This window comes from Ruegeria sp. CF5 (assembly GCF_056537325.1).
In genome coordinates, this window is record NZ_JBQFRI010000004.1 from 86,298 (window position 1) to 108,371 (window position 22,074).

The following is a 22,074-nucleotide window of genomic DNA, read 5'->3' on the forward strand; positions in this document are numbered from 1 at the left end:
TCTATTTCCGCCGTTTACCGTCAACCGTGTAGTTCCAGAACAATGGGCCCAGACCCATTGTTTTTTTGTCCCACTTGCTGGCAGGCTGCCAATCGGTGAACAGCGATCCCAGGTCATCGGGGCTGGGGGTGAACTTGGATTTGGGAAGTTTGAAGTCCTTGGGTGGCCAGAATTTGTTGATCCCCAGAGTTTTGTCCGCGAATGACCAGGCTTTTGCACTGGCGGCAAGTGGCGCCCATGCCACTTTCAGAGCCTGGAACATTTGGCTTGGATAAAATTCCGGTGTGATCATTTCGATGGGCGTGCCCACTTCACCCTTGTTCGGTTCCAGTTGCGCCATCTTGCGCACGCCTTCCGCCGCCATCAGCCCTGTGGCGCAGGCACCCTCTACGGTCGAGACATCCGCGAAGTTTCTTACATATGTTCCTGCTAGGAACATATTCGAAAATCCCGTCTGTACTTCGGGACGATGTGCCCAGCTGCCGGTCAGGTTGGCGAACAACTCCTCGCCCGTGTTCGTTTCGACCGAGGTCTGGTACAGGTCGATATCTGCAACCGTCAAATCCAGATTTTCCACAATCTCGCGCAAGATATAATCGATGGCGGTCTTGGGATTCTTCAAATCCAGTATGACGTTATTGTTGGCATCCCGACGCTCGGGCTCGACCGACAGCAGCGATTTGAAATCCGAGACGGTGACATAGAGGAATGTGTTTTCCAGACCCCATGTGGCGGAATAGTTCAAGAATGTCATCTCATATGGCGCATCCATGAACACGACGACTTCGTCGGGTATGTCGTCGAGCTTGCGATTGAGATAAAGCTCGACCGAGGCCATGGGCTCGGCTTCCAGATAGCGGACCTGTCCAAGATCAGGATCGGCAATGTACAGATCGTTCGTGACCATGGACGCGAAAGCGCCCGGCGAAACGCTGATGATAACGTTCTGATCCGAGACGTCGGCTACGATATTCTTCTTTTTGACCTTCCAGTCCGTATAGACCGAAGGCGATTTGGTAACCTCGTCAAAAACCAGCTTGCCAATCTTTTGGCCGGATTTGTCCGGATGAATTTCCTTTATCCGGTGCAGGTATTTTAGTTCGAACTTGTCCCCATACGAATGGAGCTTTTTCAGAAACGGGTCGAGCAGCGTGTCTTTCTTGGGCCCGTCGAACAGCCAGAGCTGAGGGACCGGAACGCGGTTGCCGTACTTCAGAAACGTTTTGTAGCTGCGGGCAGAGGCCTGCCAACTGTCGATTGCCCAGACCGTCTGCCAGATTTTTTCATGCAGGCTCACAACTTCGTCCGTGCAATAAGGCCGGCCACGCAACCAGCCATTGAAGGACATCCGGTCAAGTTTATCGTCTTCACTGTCCGGAATCGAAAGCAGGTCGACCATCGAATACATGAAAAGGAACAACTCTTCCGTCGGAGCTGCACCACCTGTCAGGTTTCGATAAAAGTCTTGAATTCCGCCGGGGTTGACCATCTCGGGCATGTCATCCAGATGCCCCTTATACAGAAACTTAAAACTTTCCCGAGGGGTAAAGTTCTTTTCGATTCCCAGATCTTTGGCGACCGACCAGAAGTTGTAATACCAATTGCACAGCATGTGATAGCTGTGTTCGCGCGGGCATTCTCCGTGATCGTGCTCCTTGTGAGATCGCAACATCCCACCGATAAAATTGTCCTGTTCATAAAGGGTTACGTGAAAGCCACGTTCTAAAAGTCTTAGTGCTGCCGTAAGACCAGCGATCCCGGCGCCAACAATTGAAACCTTATGCATTTATTCACCACCTTTGCTGGGGCGACGCCTTGCCTGCACTATTGGCCAGTGTCGCAAGTACCGACACACTACGCGTCATTACCCATTTTGGGAACAGTTTTGGAAAAAATGTAGATGTGGCCCAGAGTTACGACCAGAGCATTCAACCCTGCCAGTGTAGCCCACGGCGAAGCAATTGGCGTTGGACGCGTCCCGGGTAATCAGAACAGATCGCATCAACGCCCAATTCAATCATATTCTCGATGTCCCGGGGCTCGTTGACCGTCCAAACGACAACCTTCAACCCCAATTCCCGAGCGCGGGCCAGGGACTGCGACGTAATATCAAGATAGTAGGGGCACCAGAACTGACCGGATGCTTTTGCAATCATTTCGGGCAGGTCCATGACGGACATGCCTTTGATCGGATTAACCTCCTGCGAGGAATCCTCACCCTTATCCGCTGCGTTTTCCGGTTGCTGGGTCAAAAACGAAACCGGAATTTCCGGGGCAAAACGTTGACACAACGCCAGCAACCCCCAATCAAAACTGTGCAGCACCGTGCGCTCTTGCAGACCGGTCTGCCTGACAACTTCGACCACCGACCAGACCAGATTTTCACGGGCGGAAACGTCATGCAGAAAGTCCGGGTCGGATTTTATTTCCAGCAAAAGGTGCGCGTTTTGGTGTTGGGGCTGCCGCAAAAGCTCCAGCACTTCGGCAAGCCGGGGAATGCGGATATTGCTCAGGAACGCCTGATCGGGAAACCTCTGGCCATATTCGCTGTGCCCATCCAGACCGCCCACGTCATGCTGCAACAATTCGACATAGGGCAGGGACGAGACCTTTGGTTCGGGCTCGCTCAGCCATTCGCCGTTGCTGTCCCTAACCACTGAACCGGTAAGCCGATGATTGTGTGTTACGACAGGAACCCCATCGCCCGAGTTCGTAACATCCAGTTCAAGCAGTTCCACGCCGGTTTTTAGTGCAAACTCAAAACCCTCGATCGTATTTTCCGGCATGATACCGCGCGCACCGCGATGGCCGACAAGCCGTATAACCGAGGGCGCGCCGGAAAATGCTGCTATCTGTGGAAATTTCATTATTTCTCCAGACGCTTGCCGGTTTCCGGGTCGAACAGATGGATCAGCGCAGGCTCGACGCTGAAGCGGCGAAGACTGCCGACACCGTCATTGGCATGGCCGGTGACGCTTGTAACGATTGCATGATCTGTCCCTTCAAGGCGTCCATGGATCAGCGTGTTGGCGCCCAGTTGTTCCAGCATTTCCACGCGAACAGAAATTGGGCCATCCGGATCATCCGATAGATGCTCGGGCCGAATGCCAAGTGTTGCGGTACCATCAGGAACCGAACCCGTGTGCACTTTGGCGCCTCCGGGCAACAGCCCATTGCCATCCTGCAACTGAGCCGGAAAGAAATTCATCGCAGGGCTGCCGATGAAACCCGCCACAAAAACCGAGGCTGGCCGGTCATACAGCTCGATCGGTGTGCCAAATTGCTCGACATATCCGCCATTAAGGACCATCAGCCGATCACCCAGCGTCATTGCCTCTACCTGATCATGCGTGACGTAGATCGAGGTGACGCCGAGGCGTTGCTGAAGCTTGCGAATTTCCAGACGCATCTGAACCCGCAGCTTTGCATCCAGATTGGACAGCGGCTCATCAAACAGGAAAACCTGCGGGTCGCGAACGATGGCCCGCCCCATGGCAACACGCTGACGCTGACCACCGGACAGTTGCCGGGGTTTGCGATCGAGATACTGACGAATTTCAAGCGTATCGGCTGCTTCTTCGACCCGGCGGTTGATTTCGTCTTTCGAAAGCTTCCGGATTTTCAGGCCATACGCCATGTTCTCCCGAACGCTCATATGGGGGTAAAGCGCATAGTTCTGAAAAACCATCGCAATGTCGCGCGCCGAGGGTTCCAGCTCGTTGACCCGGCGTTCACCAATTCGGATTTCACCCGAAGTTACCGTTTCGAGCCCGGCAATCATCCTCAGCAATGTGGACTTACCGCATCCCGAAGGCCCGACGATCACGACGAATTCGCCGTCTTTGATATCGCCCTCGATGTGGTGCAAAACTTCGGTCGGGCCGTAGGATTTCACCAGGTCTTTTAGTTCTATTGTTGCCATTTAGGGCGTCCTACTTGTCGGTTTCCGTCAAGCCCTGAACAAAGAGCTTTTGCATTGCGATGACCACAAATACCGGGGGGATCATCGCCAGAAGGGCGGTCATCATGATGATGTTCCATTGGGGGCTCTGCTCGGCGGCCTCCAGCATCTGTTTGATCGACATGACGATCGTCGTCATCGACGTGTCAGTCGTGATCAGCAGCGGCCAGAGGTACTGGTTCCACCCAAAGATGAAAAGGATCACGAACAATGCCGCGATGTTCGTGCGCGACATCGGGATCAGGATGTCCCAGAAGAACCGCATGGGACCCGCGCCGTCGATCCGCGCGCTTTCCAGCAACTCGTCCGGCACAGTCAAAAACACCTGACGGAACATGAAAGTCGCAGTGGCCGACGCGATCAGCGGGATGGAAAGCCCCCAATAGCTGTTTAGCATTCCAAGGTTTGCCACCACCTCGAAGGTGGGCAAAATCCGAACTTCAACCGGCAACATGAGCGTGATGAAAATCAGCCAGAAGAACGTCATGCGGAATGGAAACTTGAAGTAGACGATGGCAAAAGCCGATAGCAATGAGATCACGATCTTTCCGACGGAGATCATCATCGCCATGGCAAGGCTGTTCAGCAACATCAGCCAAACAGGTGCCTGTTCAGTACCGCTCAGCCCCTTGCCGAACAATGTCTGGTTCATGTTCTCCCAGAAATGCGTACCGGGCCAGAGTGGCAATGGCGCCTGGGTCATACGCAATTCATCATGGGTGGATGCAACGAAAGTGATCCAGACAGGAAGCGCGATTGCAAAGACGCCGATGATCAGGGCCACATGCGTTAGGAACGTGGCAAGCGGGCGATTTTCGACCATCAGTATTCCACCTTTCTTTCGACAAAGCGGAACTGGATCACCGTCATCGCAATGACCAGTGCCATCAGGATCACCGATTGCGCGGCCGAACCGCCGAGGTCCAGGCCAACAAACCCGTCATTGAACACCTTGTAGACAAGGATCGTCGTCGCTGTACCCGGTCCGCCCTGCGTCACCGCATGAATGATGCCGAAGGTTTCGAAAAAGGCGTAAACCATGTTGATGACCAGCAAAAAGAACGTGGTCGGCGAGATCAGCGGAAAGATGATTGTCCAGAAACGGCGACCAGGTCCCGCGCCATCGATGGCGGCGGCCTCGATAACCGAGTTGGGGATGGATTGCATGGCAGCCAGATAAAACAGGAAGTTATAGGCGACCTGCTTCCATGCGGCTGCAAGGATCACAAGTGCCATCGCCTGATTTCCGTTCAGGTAGTGGTTCCAGGTGATTCCTGCGAATTCCAGAAAATATGGGAAAATGCCCAGCGTGGGGTTGAACATGAACACCCACAACGCCCCGGCCAGAACAGGGGCAACCGCGTAGGGCCAGATCAGCAGCGTTCGATAGAACATGGCGCCGCGAATTACCCTTTGCGCGAAACCCGCCAGAACAAGCGCGAACCCCATTGAAAGCGCGGCCACGAGGATCGAAAACACAGCCGTTCTTTTGAAACTTGCCAGATACAATTCATCCGACCAGAGAATTTCGAAATTCTCGAACCAGACAAATTCGGTGCCAAGGCCGAACGCATCCTGAATCAGAAAGGACTGATACATTGCCTGACTTGCGGGCCAGATAAAGAATATCAGCGTGATGGCAATCTGCGGCGCAACCAGAAGATATGGCAGCGGCGCGGAAGGGAAGTGTACTCTTTTGAGCATGAGTGGCCCTGACAGAATTGGATCATGCCGCCCCTGAAGGAACGGCATGATCCCTGATTATGGATTAGTTGGTGGTGCGTTCGAAACGGCGCAGCAGATCGTTGCCACGCTCGACCGCGTTATCAAGCGCTTCCTGCGCCGACTTTTCACCAGCCCAAACGGCTTCCATCTCTTCGTTGATGACGTCACGAACCTGCACGAAGTTGCCATAACGCAGACCACGGCTGTTGGCGGTCGGGGCGTTCAGGCTCAGCTGCTGGATGGCGATGTCGGTGCCGGGGTTCTCGTCATAGAAACCCTGTTCCTTCGACAGGTCATAGGCCGCTGTCGTGATCGGTACGTAACCGGTTTCCTGATGCCACCATGCCTGAACTTCGGGCGATGACAGATAGGTCAGGAACTTTGCGGTCCCTTTGTATTCTTCATCATCATGACCCCCAAGGACCCACAGAGTTGCGCCACCGATGATCGAGTTCTGCGGCGCATCTGCCACGGCCGTGTCCAGCGGCAGCATGGTCTGGCCGAATTCAAACTCGGCCTGCGATGAAATCGAACCGTAGTAGGCAGACGAGTTCATCCACATGCCGCATTCACCGTTGGTGAACATCGGAAGGCTGTCGCCGCGACGACCACCATAGACGAACAGATTGCCATCGGACATCGAGGCCACGTCATCCAGACGCGCGGCGACCTTGTCGTTGTTGAAGGTGAATTCGGTATCGAACCCGCCAAACCCGTTTTCAAGGGTGCCGGTCGGCAGATTGTGCCAGGCCGAGAAATTCTCGATCATCACCCAGGACTGCCAGCCAAAGGAAAAGCCGCACTTCATGCCGTTGTCGACCAGCTTTTGTGCAGATTCCTTAACTTCGGCCCAAGTGGTGGGAACCGCCGCGCCTGCCGCGTCCAGCGCATCCTTGTTGTACCACAGAACCGGGGTCGAGCTGTTGAATGGCATCGACAGCAACTCGCCCTCAGGTGTCTCGTAGTACGAGACCACCGCCGGAAGGAAAGCGTCGCCGTCAAAAGGTTCGCCCGTATCCGACATCAGCTTTTCAACCGGATAGATCGCGCCTTGCGCCGCCATCATCGTCGCAGTGCCGACCTCGAACACCTGAACGATCTGGGGGTGTTCCTGCGCACGGAAAGCGGCAATCGCGGCGGTCATGGTTTCGGTGTAGTTCCCCTTGTAAACAGGAACCACCTTGTAGTCGCTCTGCGAGGCGTTGAAGTCCTCGGCGATCTTGTTGACGCGCTCACCATTGGTGCCGCCCATCGCGTGCCACCATTGAATTTCGGTTTCAGCAAAAGCCATGCTGCCGGTTGCTGCGACCAGTGCAAAGGCGCTGAGTGAGGACTTGATTGTCATGAGTCTCTTCTCCCTGAAGTTAGCTCTCGAACCTTTTTGCGTCAGGCTGAGAGAATAATTCAAGCAAAAGTTTTTTGACAAATTTCATAACACAACATTATATCACCGGTAGCAGAAATCTCTCCAAGGGACCGTAACCCATTGAAATTTAAACTCAGGCAACTCGAAGCGTTTCAGGCCATTGCGCATACGGGTTCTGTGACTCGTGCCGCAAAAATACTTGGAATTTCTCAACCCGCCGCCAGTCGGCTTTTGTCGGATTTCTCAAAATCGGTGGCGGTGGACCTTTTTGTGCGCAAGGATGGCATGTTGGTTCCGACCAGCGAGGCGCGATATTTGTTATCGGAAGTTGGCCGCGTTTTCGAGAATCTGAACCACCTCGAGGAACTCACCCGGGACCTGACAGAGCGCACTGCAGGACACCTGCGGATTGCCTGCCTGCCGGGTTTTGCCAATACACTTTTGCCCGAGCTTCTGGCGGGATTCCTGAGGCATCGGCCAAGCGTCCGCCTCACGCTTGAACCGGACAGACCAGAGCGCATTCTGGAATGGATCATCGGGCAGCAATACGATTGTGGAATTACCGATGAATTTGCAACGCACCCCGCAGTTGAAAACATCAATGTTCCGATCCGAACCGTCTGTGTTTTGCACAAAAACGATCCGCTGGCCCACCGAGACTCGGTATCACCATCCGATCTTCGTGATCACAAATTGATCCACACCCGGCGTGACAGTCCGTTTTATAGAAAGCTGTCGAACGCATTCGCCGAATATGGTGTGGAAATGAACAGCTGGATCGAAGTGCGCCAATTTTCGACCGCGTGCATTATCATCAATCAGGGGCAGGGGGCGTCGATCGTCAGCGCCTTGGATGCCGAGGCTTTTCGGGATCAGAACGTCGCGATTGTCCCGTTTCGGCCCGACATCCACCATCGCCTGTCCATTTTGCAACCTGCCGCCGGCAGCAGGTCACTGTTGGCCCTGGACTTCATCGACGCGTTCTTGCAGGGATTGCAGCCCTTTCTTGCCGACCCGACGCGTCAGCCTTCGATTTGATCCGGACCAGGCGTCAGGAGCGCTGAGACAATCCGTTCTGGGGATTCCTACGCCGGGCGCAATTCCAGAATGCTACGGGCCTGTTGCCATGTGGCGACGGGGCGCTCGTATTTTTCGCAGAGTTCAACGGCACGTTTGACCAGAGCCGCGTTAGATGGGGCTAGCGAGGATTTGTCCAGACGAACATTGTCTTCCAACCCAGTTCTGGTGTGCCCGCCCGCGGCGATCGCCCATTCGTTCACTGCCAGCTGATTGGCTCCGATCCCGGCTGCGCACCATTCGGCCTCCGGTGCCCGCGTCTGCATGGTGTTCACGTAGAAATCAAACACCTCGCGGTCAGCAGGCATGGCATTTTTGACGCCCATGACAAACTGGACATAAAGCTTGCCGTACAGCACCCCCTGACCATGCAGGCGTATGGCCTGCAGGATATGGGACAGATCAAATGCCTCAATTTCTGGCGTTACTTCATAGGTGCGCATTTCGCCCGCCAGCCAATCAATCAGATCGGGCGGATTTTCGTAAACGCGCGTAGGAAAATTGTTTGACCCCACGGACAGAGAAGCCATGTCCGGGCTCAGCGGCAACATACCCCCACGGGCCGCGCCAGCACCGGATCGGCCACCTGTCGAGAACTGGATGACCATACCGGGGCAGTGTTTTTGTAACCCTTCCTTGAGCCGGGCAAACCGCTCTGGGTCGCTGGTTGGTGTCTGATCCTCGTTGCGTACGTGGCAATGGGCGATTGAGGCACCGGCTTCAAAGGCTTCATGCGTGCTTTCAATCTGCTCATCCACGGATATGGGAACTGCAGGATTGTTTTCTTTGGTCGGAACCGATCCGGTGATCGCGACGCAGATGATGCAGGGTTTGGACATGTTCCCTCCGGTTCAGATGTCAAAAAAGACGGTTTCATCTTCGCCCTGAAGGCGGACGTCAAAGCGATAAACAGTCTGCCCATCGCGTTCCTGCCGATCTGCAATCAGGGTTGTTCGACGGTTTTTCCACTCAATGGAGTTCAGGATCGGATCGGCACCGTTTGCGCCAGCTTCGTCACTGAAGTACAGCCGCGTGTTCAGGCCGACATTGATCCCGCGTGCCACAATCCAAAGGTTGATATGCGGCGCCATCACTGTGCCGGATCGGCCCGGGACTGCGCCGGGCTTGATTGTGTCAAAACCCCATTCGCCTGTTTCGAAATCGGTGATCACACGGCCCCATCCCCGAAACCCGTCCTCGACCTGACCGGGCTGTTCCGGATGGGCATAGATGCCGGCAGCGTTTGCTTGCCAGACCTCCAGCATCACGTCTCTGACGGGGCTGCCCGTGCCATCGATCACCAGACCCTCAACCCGGATTCTCTCGCCCTTTGCGTTGGGTCCGGCTATGTCCCAGCCAAGTTCGCGTCCGTAGATGTCAAATCCGGCAGCACCCGGCGCCAGGCCAATGTGGACATACGGTCCGGCTGTTTGCGACGGCGTCTCCCGAAGGTATCTGAGATTTTGTGCCATCAGTTTCCCTCCAACCGGTTTTCGAACAGGGTCGAGCGCCGCCCGCGTAAAACAATGTCGAATTTATAGGCCAGCGCATCCAGCGGGATCGCTGCGTTCATGTCCAGCACCGCAACAAGTTGGTTCACAGCCTCGGGGTCAGGGATCGTTCTGACGATCGGGCATCTGGGGATCAGCGGATCACCCTCGAAATAACATTGTGTGATGAGGCGTTGCGCAAAAGCCGTGCCAAAGACCGAAACGTGAATATGGGCAGGTCGCCAGTCATTGATCCGGTTGCGCCACGGATATGCTCCGGGTTTGACTGTTCGGAAATAGTAATATCCGTTTTCATCGGTCAGGGTGCGGCCACACCCGCCGAAATTCGGATCAATCGGGGCGAAGTAGGTATCGTTCTTGTGACGATACCGCCCACCCGCATTGGCTTGCCAGATTTCCACCAGCGTATTGGGAACAGGGCGCGCATTCTCATCCAGTACGCGACCATGCAGGATGATGCGCTCTCCAATCGGACTTTCATCCGGCTTGGCATAGTTCATCAGCAGATCGTTGTCGCCGGGGTTTATGTCGCCATGACCAAAGGCAGGCCCGGTAATTTCGCTCAGCGTGTTTTCGATGCTGATAAGCGCAAGTCGTGGGGAACGCGCGACCGAGGTCTTGTAGTCCGGCGTCAGGGCAGGGGGGTGCCAATCGCGGTCACGTTGGTAAAACTCGCCGGGCTTTGACATGGGTGCGCTCTTTCCAGAGTGATCTTGGGTCATTCCCCCTCCATTTCAGCATAGGTTTGTCTGGCCAGCTTCAGGGCATGGTTCGCGCGTGGCACACCCGCATAGATGGCGACGTGCTGAAACACCTCCAGCACGTCCTGTTTGCTTGCACCGGTATTGGCAGTGGCGCGTATATGCATCGGAATCTCTTCGAAATTTCCAAGGGCGGCCAGCAATGCAAGGGTCAGCATCGACCTCTCGCGTAGGGTGATGCCTTCGGACGCCCAGACCGTCCCCCAGGCGCCTTCGGTGATCAGGGTTTGAAACGGCTCGTCAAAGTCAGTTTTGGCCGCTTCGGCCCGATCGACATGCGCATCGCCAAGAACGCTGCGTCTGATCTGCATCCCGCGTTCAAATTTTTCGGACATACTGACCCCTCTGATGCGTCGCCGCTTTGATCAATAAGGCAGCCCTACGTAATTTTGTGCAAGTACCGATTGCGCTTCGCGGTTGGTGCGCAGGAAATCCAGTTCGGCGCGCTGAATCCGCAGATCGAATTCCGTTTGGTGCGGAAAACGGTGAAGCAGGTTTGTCATCCACCAGCTGAAACGTTCGGTCTTCCATACGCGCGCCAGAGCGTTTTGCGAGTAGGTATCGATCCCTTCGGTGTCGCCGCTTTCAAAATACCCGGTCAGAGCGTGATACAAATAGTGGATATCACTCGCAGCCGTGTTCAAACCCTTGGCGCCGGTCGGCGGCACAATATGCGCGGCATCCCCACACAGGAAAAGCCGCCCCCAACGCATCGGCTCTGTCACGAACGACCTGAGCGGAGCGATTGATTTTTCGATCGAGGGTCCTGTGACCAGGCGGTCGGCGGCATCGGTGGGAATGCGGCGTTTCAGTTCGGACCAGAACGCCTTGTCAGTCCAGTCCTCGGGGCTGTCTGACAGTGAGCATTGAATGTAGTACCGGCTGAGGTTGGCATTGCGCATGGAACAAAGCGCAAATCCCCGATCCGAGCAGGAATAGATCAGCTCATCATGGACAGGAGGTGTTTCAGACAGAATGCCAAGCCAACCAAACGGATAAACCTTTTCATATTCGCGCCTTACGGTCAGGGGTATGGTTTGGCGGCTGACGCCATGAAATCCGTCACATCCGGCAACAAAGTCGCAGTCTATCTGGTGTTCGGTGCCGTCCTTTTCATAGGTAACGAATGGTGCGTCACCATCGGCCTGATGTATTTCCACATGCTCGGCCTCAAAGACGGTCTTTGCGCCCGAGGCATCGCGAGCATCATACAAATCTTGGGTCACCTCGGTCTGGCCGTAAACCACGACGTGACTGCCAGTGTGTTCCTTGAAATTGATCGTGAACTGGCCATCGCCATCAGAAATCACCGCGCCGTCATGGGTGAAACTTTCTTTGTCCATGCGCTCGCCCACGCCTGCTTCGCGCATCAGGTTGACGAAACCTACCTCAAGGATGCCAGCGCGAATACGGCTTAGAACATGATCTCGGGTCCGGCGCTCCAGAACCACTGTGTCTATTCCACGACGGTGCAGCAACTGGCCCAGCAACAACCCCGAAGGTCCGCCACCGATAATGGCAACCTGTGTCCTCATGCAACTCTCCTCCCACCTGCAAGCTTATGAGCGGGAGCAGAAAAGTAAATTGGTAACCGCCGTTTACGCAGATACCGGTGCGTTCAGTTCAGGGATGGGCGCGGGTTGTTGGCGGCGTGGGCACTGATCTTGCGGATGCTCCATTCCACGGAGTCGCGCATGGCATCGCCCAAGGCTTCATCGAACGCCTTGACCAGATCCGGCGTCTGATCGCTGACCGACACCACTTTTTCTTCGAACGAACTGGAGGCGATGATTTTATCTTCGAATTCGTCAATGATCTTGATGTTCAACCGCACCTTGATCTGAACTGTTTTCGAGTTCTCGGTTTCTCCGATCACGTGACCCTGAAATTCGCGCAGATCCGGAACGACCAGGTAATCTGCACGCAGCCCGACGGTGGAGCGTCCGACCGCAGCCACTTTTCTGGTGTTTTCAAAGCTTTCGACCAGCAGTGACTGAACGAACAGGGGCGCCCGGTCCACCCACCTTGCACGCGGCAGGTATTGTACCTGCAACGGGGTCGGTTGAATGGCGATCTGATCGGTGTTCACAGCTGCAGTGGCAGTCGGCTCTTCGACAACGATCTGTTGTGCGAGACGCGGTAGAGAAGATGAAAAGGTGCTTTTTGGTGTCAGCGTATACAAATCGTTCGGCTTGGCCGCCTGCTTCAAAGTTCCTAACCCCGCGCAACCGCCAAGGATTGCCGTGACGACCAGTGCGAAGAATAAATTAAGCCGGTTCATTGACGAAACTCCGAAGCCTGGGTTCCCAGCAGAAAGCGGGCGGGGTCGCGTTCCACCCTGTCCACAAGACGATCAACATTGACGACCAGCCGTTGGGCTTCTTCGATGAAGCGCACGAACTGAGGCAACCCTACGCGCAGAAAATCCGAGACCTGACGCTGGTTCGCCTGCACGATTCCATCGACCGTTCCCAGCAACTCGGATGCAGAGTTCGAGGCGCTCAGGATGTTGTCCGAAACCTTGTCGAGGCTGCCGGCAACGTTCGACACGGTTGTCGCCACCTGCTCGGCCGCATTGCGGATATCGGCCACGACGGGAGATATATCGGTGTCCAGAACCCTGTTGGCCGAGTCAAATGCCTGTTCGGCGGAAGAAAGTGCGCTCTTTGCGGTTTCCATCGCAGAGGTGATCGAAACCAGGGTTTCGTTCGCGTTTTCCACCGTTCCTGTAATGGTGCCAAGGGTTACACTGCCCTGTTCGCTGAGAACGATAAGATGGTCGGCCAGTTCAGATCCACGTTCGATAAACGGCTTCACATCGTCTTTGATGATGGTTTCCGCCGTTTCAAGCGTCTGTTTGGCCGTATCAAGCGCCGATTTCGCGGAATCGCTGGCATCTTTGACGCTGTTCAGAGTGTCTGTCCCGGTTTTGAGAGTGGTTTCGGCTGTATCGGATAGCTCATCCAGCCGTTTTGTGAAGGCGCCGATATCGCGGGCCGCGCTGCCCAGGTCGCCCGAGAGCGACTCGAAATCAGACAGGGTCTTGTCCAGACGCCCCGAGGCCGAGGCAAGGTTGTCCAAAATCCGGGTGACTGCTTGTCGATTTTCCTCATCCACGACTGTGTTGAGGTTCTCCAGCAGTTCGATCGCCTTGTTCAAAAGCTCTGGCGCGCCCTCGAAAAGCGACTGTATCGCGCTGCGTTTGCTCTTGATGACACTGTTTTCAGGCAAGCGTTCTGCCGTAGGCGATCCGCCTGAAAGTTCAACATAGCTGACCCCGGTGACACCCAGAGATTGCAGTTGTGCAATTGTGTCGGTTTTGACCGGGATGTCGGCATTCACTTCAATCCGGACGCGCACCTTGGCGGGGTCGTCCTCGTCCAGATTCAGTGCGATGACCTGTCCGACCGGCAGGCCGTTAAAGCTGACACCGCCGGCTGTTGCCAGACCCGACACGTTGTCGAACAGCACGTCATAATAGGCGTATTGGCGGTTGACCTCGAACTTGGCAAGCCAGAGGAAAAAGCCAAAGGTGCCCAGAATACCCGCCAGGGTAAATGCACCGATCAGAAGATAATTCGCTCGGGTCTCCATGGCTGCCTCTAACTGTTATACCCCTTATCTTGCGCTGCGCGCGCCCTGGGGCCGTTGAAATACTCCTTTACCCAAGGATGATCGACCTCGGCCATTTCTTCAATCGGACCTTCCACCAGTACACGTTTTTCGGCAAGTACGGCGATCCGGTCACAGATTGCATAAAGGCTGTCGAGGTCATGGGTTACCATGAATACCGTCAGCCCCAACGCCTGTTGCAGTTCCTGAATCAGTTCGTCGTATGCCGCCGCCCCGATCGGGTCCAGACCGGCGGTCGGTTCATCCAGAAAGACGATCTCGGGGTCCATTGCCAATGCGCGGGCCAGCGCGGCGCGTTTGCGCATGCCGCCCGACAATTCCGAAGGAAACTTGTCACAACTCAGTTGTGGAAGGCCCACTAGGCTGATCTTGAGCGCGCCAAGTGAACGCATCAGGCTTTCGCTGATATTCACATGCTCGCGCAGCGGGGCCATCACGTTTTGCAATACAGTCAGCGATGAAAACAGCGCCCCGTCCTGAAACGCAACGCCCCAGCGTCTTTCGATGCGGCGGCGTTCTTTTTCGGGTGCGTTCAGAACATCAACACCCAGAACTTCGATGCTGCCCGACGCAGGCGTGTTGAGGCCCACGATGGTACGGAGCAGCACCGATTTGCCGGTGCCGGAACCGCCGACAACGCCCAGAACCTCACCCCGCCAGACATCCAGATTAAGGTTGTCATGGACAACCTGAGGCCCGAACCGATTGGTCAGGTTGCGGACGCGGATGACCGCCTCGCGCTGAGCGCCGGTTCTTGTGGTCTGCTGTACGGTTGAGCCGTCCATGTCAGACCCCCACTTCCGAAAAGAAGATCGAAAACAGAGCGTCGATGGCAATGACCATAAAGATGGACTGTACGACCGAAGCGGTTGTGCGTTGCCCAACACTCTCTGATGACCCCTTGACCTGCATGGCCTGCCAGCAGGCGATCACGCCAATAACCAGTGCAAAGAAGGGGGCCTTGATCAAGCCAACGGCAAGTTGCCAGACATCGGTGTTTTCCTTGAGGCGCGTCAGGAACATTCCCGGGCTGACACCCAGGTCGATCCAACTCATTAATGCGCCGCCGAAAAGGCCGGCGATGTCAGCGACAAAGCCCAGGATGGGCAGGACGATAATCAATGCCAGAACACGCGGGACGACCAGCACCTCGATCGGGTCAAGGCCCAGCGTGCGCATCGCGTCGATCTCCTCTTGCACCTTCATCGATCCGATGGATGCGGTAAAGGCCGACCCGGATCGGCCCGCAACAATGATAGCGGTCAGAAGGATGCCCAGTTCGCGAAGGATCGAAATCGAAATCAGTTCGACCACAAAAATTTCTGCGCCAAACTGTTTCAGCTGCGTCGCGCCCTGAAATGCCAGCACAACACCGATCAGAAACCCCATTAGGATAACGATGGGCATGGCCTTGAAGCCGGTTTCGTCCATATGCGTGACAAGTGATGCCTTGCGCAGCCGCCAGGGCATCAGCAGACATCGGACAAGGCGATGCAGAGTCAGGCCGAGAAATTCCAGAATTGACATGGAATCCTTGACCGTACCGGCGGTTTTTTCACCCAGCCGTTCCAACCACGGTACAAAGCCATGTGGTGGGGCTTCGGGTCCGGCCTCGTCGGGCATGTTTTCTGAAACGGTTTCGATAAGCGCAGCATGGGCCGGCTTGGCCCCAGTTACCTGCGCATCGCAGCCTTCAGCCTCTAACCGGCGTTTCAGGTTGGCGATCAGCCACGCGCCACCGGTATCCAGCGCTTCGACCCCGGACAGGTCAAGCACAGCCTTGGAATTACTGCCTGTTACATCTTCAAATGGACGTTCAACCACGTTCAGCGACTGAGTCAGCATTCTACCTGCAACGCGAACAAGCAATCCGTCAGCCGTTTGTTCTGAAGAAAGCGAAGGCTGGGTCATGTTTGGAATGAGTAGCCGATAACCCCCCGACTGCAATGGAAATCTTTTGGTCGGGGTGATTTTGCCGGGCATGTTTGCCAAGAGGTTACAGTCTGGTCAGTAACCGGGGGATGAGGATTTGTTATTCGAGTTGCCTTGCGGACAGTATCGTCAGACCGGCGAGTTTCCATTCGCTCGCGGCGTTTTCAAGCTCAACCACAGCCTGATAGGCGACGTTGCGGCGATGATTGTGCCCCCAATGGCCCGCGCCCGCACGCGCGGTCCAGGTAGCGACGGCCGAAAAGCCCGGCCCGCTTTGACGTGGCCGGATTTCGGTCAGCGTCACGTCTTCAACCCTGTCGGACCTGGCGTATCCACCGCCGACAACAGGAATGGCCAGACCGCGTTCGATCTCGGCCAGAACCTCTTTTTTGGTCTTATCGGCCAGCACCGGCTCCAGCATCGCGGCCTTCCTGTCCGCAAGAACCTCATAGCCCGCAATGTTTATGTTGTTCAGCATGGTTGCAAAGATCGCTGTCGCGGCTTCGGAATCTGGAGTTTTTTGAAGAGGGTTTGCAAAAGCCAACTCGCCGCGCCCATAAAACAACCCGGCCAACATCAGACACGTGATAGAAAAGCCTGAAAATATCAGTCTGGTTCTTCCATTCTTTCGCATTGCAAATACCAGAACGATCAAGGCCACAAGCGCGAAGGCCAGCGTCAGAACAGGCAAGCGAATGCTATCTGCCCCGCTTGTGGTCAAGTGGGACAGCACTGGTTCTTCATAGGTCAAAAGATGATTGGTCCATTTGATCTCAGGTGCATCCGGGGTAGCGCCGCTGAGGAAAGGCCCTGCAGGATCAGTGAGTGTTGCGGGAACTTTCAGAATTCGATCATTGAACAGGTTCCAGGTTATGATTGCCTCTTGCGGAATGACATCAACCGGATAGGACAGAATGACGCCCAGCATGGTGGTGGATGGATCAACGAGTTCCGGATTATCCAGGACCTCCAGACCATTGGTCGTGATTCTCAGAAACTCCGCACGGCCGGAGTGGGCCGATGCCTGCTTCCCGTCCAAGATCAGTGTGTTGCCACTTGTCAGAAAATCAATTGCGGCGGCTTTGAATTTTTGCTGGTCTTCTTGGTTTAGGTTTTGGTCGTATGATGCAGTTTCACCAATAAAATTCGCCAGATCGCGGATTCTAATCAGACTTTCATGCCGGACTTCCCTCGGTTCCACATAAAGAAACGTCATTGCCGCAGATTCATGGTGTCTTCTGAGGTTCCTGTTGGCGAAATGTGAATACCAGGGATCGTCCCAATTGATATTCAACTGGGCTGGACCTGACAGAAACTTGAAGCTTGTGACCGGAACATCCCTATCGAACAAAACCATCCCGATCGAGACATCGGGCTTTCCGTTATCGCCCATGGGCGGGGTCAGCGTTATCGCATCCGGTTTTGTACCCTCGAAATCATAAAACAGATCGGCATACAGAACGCGTTTATCTTCCGGTGGTTCCGGAAATCGCCGCCCTGAATAGGGATCTACCTTACCGGACAACGGGGTCGTGCGATCAACCCGCATGCGCGGCTCAACGGTCTTTATCTGAATAGGCAGCGGTGTCCCGTCATCACGTTTCAGGCTCAGACCGCTTTGCGCAAATTTCTTAATCCGATCCTGAAAAACAGGGGCCTGACGTTCTGAGTCTGTAAGCCAATCGTCCGGGATCAGCGCTGCGAACTCAGGAATATCGCCGTAATAGACCTCCAGCTGAAGATGCACGCCGTTTTCATCAACGTGAAACTCTGCGACGTTCGGTGCAACCTCTGCACCGCCAAACGGCATGTAATCCGCCCGTGCGGCGGTAGCCGCCAGAAGAAAGAAAAAGCAGAATAACTTTACCATTACGCGTGCCGTTTCTGCCCAACACCGCCGAAATGTTGAACTCTCTTCGCTGTTCATATTCAAAATTTCATATTGAGCCTGTGAAATCAAAAGGTTTCATGATTTTCTGTACCGGATCGCACAGAGGTTCAGGCATGATCACGATGATGGGTCAATCGAACTCAACCACCGGCAAGCCGCGCAAATTGGCAAGAGCGATTGCCTGTCTGGTATTGCTAGCCAGCCTTTGCGGTACCGCTGCGATGTCGCATTTCAAGCTCAACCAGAATGTTCGGATACATCATGTGGTCCATAACGATGAGGGGGCTGATCTGTACCTGCGCCTTCCCCTGGCCTACCTTTTGGCGGGTCTTTTGGGGCCGGTGCAGGATGACGGTTTACCTGAACCTGCTCCGTTTACCGTCAACCGGCTGGAAGATGGCACCGTTATGCACATCGTTGATCATCGGGCATTGGCCGCCGATCCCATGGGTCTGGGCAGAATCGCGACAAGTGATATTCAGGTGCAAAGTGACGAAGGTGAGTTGCAGCTGCAGGTCGTGGCCGTAAGGGTGCACCCAATTGGAACAGAGCCCGGATTTGCGACACGGCACGAAGCCAAGGCCGCATTCGAAGGCAAAACGGTTTTCCCCCCAGACGCGCCAGAGACATATGTCGGGGATGCTGTGGTCGACGTTCACCTTCGGTACGGCGGCGGACCGATCCGATCTTATGCAATGTCGCATTCTTTTGATCCGGGACTGCCGGAACAGGAAAAGACAGCGAACCTGATATTGGACTATCGCGGGGACATCATCAGGACCTTCCGCGCCACCGGACTGATGGGCGAACCCGTTCAGATAATGCAGTCGTCTGCCGCTGCCGTGTCCACCTTTGTTGTCGAAGGGATACGCCACATCCTTGAGGGTCCGGACCACGTTCTGTTTGTGCTTTGCATGATTATCGGGGCCAGTGGTCTTTGGTCGCTTGTCGAGAGGGTAACGGGGTTTACCATTGGCCACACGGTTACATTGATCCTTGGCTTTTTTGGCATCGCACCCAGTGGCGCATGGTTTATCCCGACCGTTGAGCTGGCGATCGCGCTGTCGATCATTTACGCGGCCTGGATGGCTGTGTCTAAGGACGACACAGCACCGGGTGGTAATCTGCGTGCATTTTCGGTGACTTCCGGCATCGGATTGCTGCACGGATTCGGATTTTCGTTCATGCTGCACCAGATCCTGAAAGTTGATGCCCCGAATGTCTGGCAAAGCCTTCTGGCGTTCAACGTCGGCGTTGAAATCGGCCAGCTTGCCATTGTTGTGCTTGTTTGGCCGATAGTTGTCGTGTTGCGCAGAATTCCCGGACGCGTTTGGTTGTTGTCGCGCGGGGTTGTTGCTGGCTGTGCATCGATCATCGCAATGTTTTGGGTAGTCGAAAGAGCCGCATTTTTTCTGTGAGAAGATCGTCGAGTTTTTAACCAGAACGGGCGGGCGGAAGTGCCGCGATCATCAGGCCCTGCGGGTAAAGAAGTCTGAGCTTTCGATCAGTAGGTCGTCACGCAGGCTTTCATCATCGGGGAAAAACACGTTTGAGTGTGCGCATGCAAAGACCAGCTAGATGCGAGTGCATAACTCCAACTCCAAACACTGTGCCTATTGATTGGTCACAGCAGACAATGGTCAGAAAATATGCAAAAATTATTCACAGATAAGAATAATAGGGGCCATCCTCTAAATTAGTGCCCTGTCCGAAGCTTCATCAAGAAAGGGGAGAGTTTTGATGACCGCAAAGGGAAAAACCCGAAACGTTGGGAAGACTAAAAACACCAGTTTTCTGGCGTTCAGCATGTCACTCATTCTTTCGCCTGCAGTATTCGCTGCTGGCGGAACCGTTTCAGACCCCAATGGCACTGCCCCTGACCGATACGTCTATTATCCCGGCACCGAAGAGCTTGCGGATGACGAAATTCGTCTCATTGCGTGCGGAACAGGCATGCCGGCAGCGCGGCACAAACAGGCGGCGACCTGTTTTCTGGCCGAATTGGGTAATGGCGATAAGTTCTTTTTTGATATTGGCACGGGCTCGATGGCCAACGTCGCAGCGTACATGATCCCCTATGACATGCTGGACAAGGTATTCATCACACACCTGCACACCGATCACTGGGGTGATCTCGCCACTTTGTGGGCGGGTGGCTGGACCGCAGGCCGGACTGGTCCGTTGCGCATCTGGGGACCGTCCGGCGCAACCGAGGACATGGGTACAAAATACGCGGTCGAACATTTTTTGAAGGCCTACAACTGGGATGCGCAAACGCGCAACTTTGCCCTCAGCCCGGAGCCCGGGAAAATTGAAGTGACCGAGTTTGATTTTCGTGGGGAAAACGAGGTCGTGTATGACGAAAACGGCGTTGTGATCCGGTCATGGCCCGCGATTCATTCGGGTGACGGCCCGGTCAGCTTTTCACTGGAATGGAATGATCTGAAGATTGTGATTGGCGGCGATACCTATCCTAACAAGTGGTACATCGACTATGCCAAGGACGCGGATCTGGCGATTCATGAGACCTTTCTGACACCGGATCAGCTGGTCCAGTGGTACGGTCAGTCGCCCGAACAGGCCCTTGGCGTGGGCACTCAGGTCCACACGGCTCCGGCCGCCTTTGGAAAAGTTATGGCCGAGATCAAGCCGCGCCACGCGATCGGATACCACTTTTTCAACGAAGAAGGTACGCGGTTCGATATCTATGAACAGGTTCGAACGGTCTATGACGGGCCATTGTCATTGGCCACGGACAACATGGTTTGGAACATTACCAAAGAAGCCATTACAGAGCGCATGGCGGTCATCACTGAAGAAGCCTGGTCAGTGCCCGGCGCGAAACCTCCGCCAAAACCCGACACGACTGGTCTGACGGATCCTCTGAGTGACGAGATGAAAGCAGGAGCTTGGGATGTGAGTGACGTGCTGACGGATTTGGTCAGTGAATTCAAGAAAGAGCACGACATGCAGTGATCGCGCCTGCCTCAGTTGTTTCTGAGATTGCCGATCCGGTTCCCGCTTAATACGGGCCGGTTCGGCGGTCCGATCAATGCGGGTATGAATGTGATAGTGAAGGCAAGCCATCCCAGGCACCACATCAAGGCCGAGGCAGAAATCACTGGGCTATAGTGATCTGGGAGTAACGGCGCCGCCAGCCGACAGACCGAGGCCAGCCAGATCAGGGTTGCGCACAGCGCAAAGCCACGGCGAGCCTGCAGGACACCCTTTTCCCGTTTTGCTGCGGCGCGGGCGGTGATCGCCATGATCAGACAACCCATCGCGCCAACCGTGATGGCGTGTAGCGCAGCTGAGGTCGAATAGGCACTTGGGGCCATCACGGCAACCGCAATCAACGACAACCCGAATGGCAACCAAAGAAACGCAGCATTCAGCGCAGTCAAAAGCGGGTTCGTCAGTGTTTCCCACTGGAACCATGTTTGCATCCTTCGAACCAAAATGCCTGCGGCCAACAAAAAGGCCATTCCGCCGAGCATCCCTGCATTCACGAGATAAGACACAGTCCCTATGGCGATGCAAAATATTGCAACCCATGGAGCTGACTGTGTGCCATCCCCTTTTTGGTCATACACAGCCAGCATCCAGTTTCGGCTAAAAGCAGGGATTGCCTTGGCGCCAATCACCGCTATCAACATCGAAAATACCAATATCGTAGCTCCGGCCACCTGACTGGCCTGAGCGTATGCACCGCTGATAGAAGAAATGAGAAGCAGAGCATCGCAGAAGCCCAACGCCAGAACGACGGCAACGAACCCGGCTTTTCGACCCTCTTTCGCTGAAATGATCGCCCGTGCCAGAATTGCCGCGACAAACAGAAAGTAGCCCAGGCCCGGCAACAGAACCACCCAGACTGGCAGGGGGCCACTGTTGGCACAGACCAATCGGGACAGGCACCAAAAAAGCAGAAGCAACTGTAACGACCTGCCCTGTAACGGGCGGCTTCCGGTCCACGAGGGCAGTGCAGTCAGCATGTAACCACCCACGGCGGCCCCGCCAAAACCGAACAGCAGTTCATGTGCGTGCCACAGCGCCGGAGTGCCAAGTGATGGGGCGTTCCAGCCGAATTCCGCCCCCAACGGCCAGATCAGGATGACAGTGGCGGCGCAAAGGAAGGCCGCAGGAAAAAGCGGCCTGTAGGGCATCGCCCAAAAAGACCTGAACCCACAGGCGAATTGCATCGCTATTTCCGCAGCAAA

At 55.2% G+C, this 22,074-nt stretch carries 20 protein-coding genes; 3 read left to right on the forward strand and 17 right to left on the reverse strand.

The genetic code is table 11. From position 1 onward, the window contains the following. Position 1: 1 nt before the first annotated feature. From ACR0NW_RS11765 to ugpB, 6 genes are all read right to left on the reverse strand, one after another. Positions 2 to 1,786, reverse strand: a complete 1,785-nt coding sequence (locus ACR0NW_RS11765) for an FAD-dependent oxidoreductase (protein WP_480450468.1) — start codon at positions 1,784 to 1,786, stop codon at positions 2 to 4. Positions 1,787 to 1,928: 142 nt separating this feature from the next. Further along, positions 1,929 to 2,867 (reverse strand): glycerophosphodiester phosphodiesterase family protein, encoded by a 939-nt coding sequence (locus ACR0NW_RS11770; protein ID WP_480450467.1) that lies wholly within the window; start codon positions 2,865 to 2,867, stop codon positions 1,929 to 1,931. Further along, positions 2,867 to 3,922, reverse strand: a complete 1,056-nt coding sequence (locus tag ACR0NW_RS11775; RefSeq protein ID WP_480450465.1) for a sn-glycerol-3-phosphate import ATP-binding protein UgpC — start codon at positions 3,920 to 3,922, stop codon at positions 2,867 to 2,869. Before ACR0NW_RS11775 ends, ACR0NW_RS11770 begins: the two co-directional genes overlap by 1 nt. 10 nt (positions 3,923 to 3,932) lie before the next feature. After that, on the reverse strand, positions 3,933 to 4,784 hold the full coding sequence (gene ugpE / locus ACR0NW_RS11780; RefSeq protein ID WP_170652772.1) for a sn-glycerol-3-phosphate ABC transporter permease UgpE: 852 nt from the start codon (positions 4,782 to 4,784) through the stop codon (positions 3,933 to 3,935). After that, complete coding sequence (ugpA, locus tag ACR0NW_RS11785) at positions 4,784 to 5,665, reverse strand: sn-glycerol-3-phosphate ABC transporter permease UgpA (protein WP_170652774.1); 882 nt, start codon at positions 5,663 to 5,665, stop codon at positions 4,784 to 4,786. Before ugpA ends, ugpE begins: the two co-directional genes overlap by 1 nt. Before the next feature lie 64 nt (positions 5,666 to 5,729). Continuing rightward, positions 5,730 to 7,031, reverse strand: coding sequence for a sn-glycerol-3-phosphate ABC transporter substrate-binding protein UgpB (gene ugpB / locus ACR0NW_RS11790; RefSeq protein ID WP_480450463.1), 1,302 nt, complete (start codon positions 7,029 to 7,031; stop codon positions 5,730 to 5,732). 141 nt (positions 7,032 to 7,172) lie between these two features. On the opposite strand from ugpB, the gene ACR0NW_RS11795 reads away from it, so the two are divergent. Then, positions 7,173 to 8,090: a LysR substrate-binding domain-containing protein gene (locus tag ACR0NW_RS11795; RefSeq protein WP_480450462.1), complete on the forward strand. Its 918-nt coding sequence runs from the start codon at positions 7,173 to 7,175 to the stop codon at positions 8,088 to 8,090. A gap of 47 nt (positions 8,091 to 8,137) precedes the next feature. On the opposite strand, the gene ACR0NW_RS11800 is transcribed toward ACR0NW_RS11795, so the two are convergent. The 10 genes from ACR0NW_RS11800 to ACR0NW_RS11845 form a co-directional block, all read right to left on the reverse strand. Then, positions 8,138 to 8,968 carry a 3-oxoadipate:acetyl-CoA acetyltransferase gene (locus tag ACR0NW_RS11800; protein ID WP_480450461.1) on the reverse strand — a complete coding sequence of 277 codons (831 nt, stop codon included), beginning with the start codon at positions 8,966 to 8,968 and terminating at the stop codon, positions 8,138 to 8,140. Between the two features lie 12 nt (positions 8,969 to 8,980). After that, positions 8,981 to 9,601, reverse strand: coding sequence for a protocatechuate 3,4-dioxygenase subunit alpha (pcaG, locus tag ACR0NW_RS11805; protein ID WP_480450459.1), 621 nt, complete (start codon positions 9,599 to 9,601; stop codon positions 8,981 to 8,983). Further along, complete coding sequence (gene pcaH, locus ACR0NW_RS11810; protein WP_480450458.1) at positions 9,601 to 10,329, reverse strand: protocatechuate 3,4-dioxygenase subunit beta; 729 nt, start codon at positions 10,327 to 10,329, stop codon at positions 9,601 to 9,603. The genes pcaG and pcaH overlap by 1 nt, the downstream gene beginning before the upstream one ends. Positions 10,330 to 10,358: 29 nt before the next feature. Then, positions 10,359 to 10,736, reverse strand: a complete 378-nt coding sequence (gene pcaC, locus ACR0NW_RS11815; protein WP_480450456.1) for a 4-carboxymuconolactone decarboxylase — start codon at positions 10,734 to 10,736, stop codon at positions 10,359 to 10,361. A 30-nt stretch (positions 10,737 to 10,766) separates the two neighbouring features. Then, positions 10,767 to 11,936, reverse strand: a complete 1,170-nt coding sequence (gene pobA, locus ACR0NW_RS11820; RefSeq protein ID WP_480450454.1) for a 4-hydroxybenzoate 3-monooxygenase — start codon at positions 11,934 to 11,936, stop codon at positions 10,767 to 10,769. An 83-nt stretch (positions 11,937 to 12,019) separates the two neighbouring features. Continuing rightward, entirely contained in the window at positions 12,020 to 12,682 is a 663-nt protein-coding gene (locus ACR0NW_RS11825) for an ABC-type transport auxiliary lipoprotein family protein (RefSeq protein WP_170652788.1), read from the reverse strand. Further along, entirely contained in the window at positions 12,679 to 13,995 is a 1,317-nt protein-coding gene (locus ACR0NW_RS11830) for an MlaD family protein (RefSeq protein ID WP_170652790.1), read from the reverse strand. Before ACR0NW_RS11830 ends, ACR0NW_RS11825 begins: the two co-directional genes overlap by 4 nt. Before the next feature lie 8 nt (positions 13,996 to 14,003). Beyond that, on the reverse strand, positions 14,004 to 14,819 hold the full coding sequence (locus ACR0NW_RS11835; RefSeq protein ID WP_480450452.1) for an ABC transporter ATP-binding protein: 816 nt from the start codon (positions 14,817 to 14,819) through the stop codon (positions 14,004 to 14,006). Position 14,820: 1 nt separating this feature from the next. Beyond that, positions 14,821 to 15,945 (reverse strand): ABC transporter permease, encoded by a 1,125-nt coding sequence (locus ACR0NW_RS11840; protein ID WP_170652795.1) that lies wholly within the window; start codon positions 15,943 to 15,945, stop codon positions 14,821 to 14,823. A gap of 121 nt (positions 15,946 to 16,066) precedes the next feature. After that, positions 16,067 to 17,836 (reverse strand): hypothetical protein, encoded by a 1,770-nt coding sequence (locus tag ACR0NW_RS11845; protein WP_480450450.1) that lies wholly within the window; start codon positions 17,834 to 17,836, stop codon positions 16,067 to 16,069. Between the two features lie 134 nt (positions 17,837 to 17,970). On the opposite strand from ACR0NW_RS11845, the gene ACR0NW_RS11850 reads away from it, so the two are divergent. Both ACR0NW_RS11850 and gntH read left to right on the forward strand, forming a co-directional pair. After that, positions 17,971 to 19,275, forward strand: a complete 1,305-nt coding sequence (locus ACR0NW_RS11850; protein ID WP_480450448.1) for a HupE/UreJ family protein — start codon at positions 17,971 to 17,973, stop codon at positions 19,273 to 19,275. Between the two features lie 388 nt (positions 19,276 to 19,663). Next, positions 19,664 to 20,833 (forward strand): guanitoxin biosynthesis MBL fold metallo-hydrolase GntH, encoded by a 1,170-nt coding sequence (gene gntH / locus ACR0NW_RS11855; protein WP_480450446.1) that lies wholly within the window; start codon positions 19,664 to 19,666, stop codon positions 20,831 to 20,833. 11 nt (positions 20,834 to 20,844) lie between these two features. Here gntH and ACR0NW_RS11860 read toward each other — a convergent pair whose 3' ends face one another. Beyond that, positions 20,845 to 22,056 carry an NnrS family protein gene (locus ACR0NW_RS11860; protein WP_480450444.1) on the reverse strand — a complete coding sequence of 404 codons (1,212 nt, stop codon included), beginning with the start codon at positions 22,054 to 22,056 and terminating at the stop codon, positions 20,845 to 20,847. Between the last annotated feature and the right edge of the window lie 18 nt (positions 22,057 to 22,074).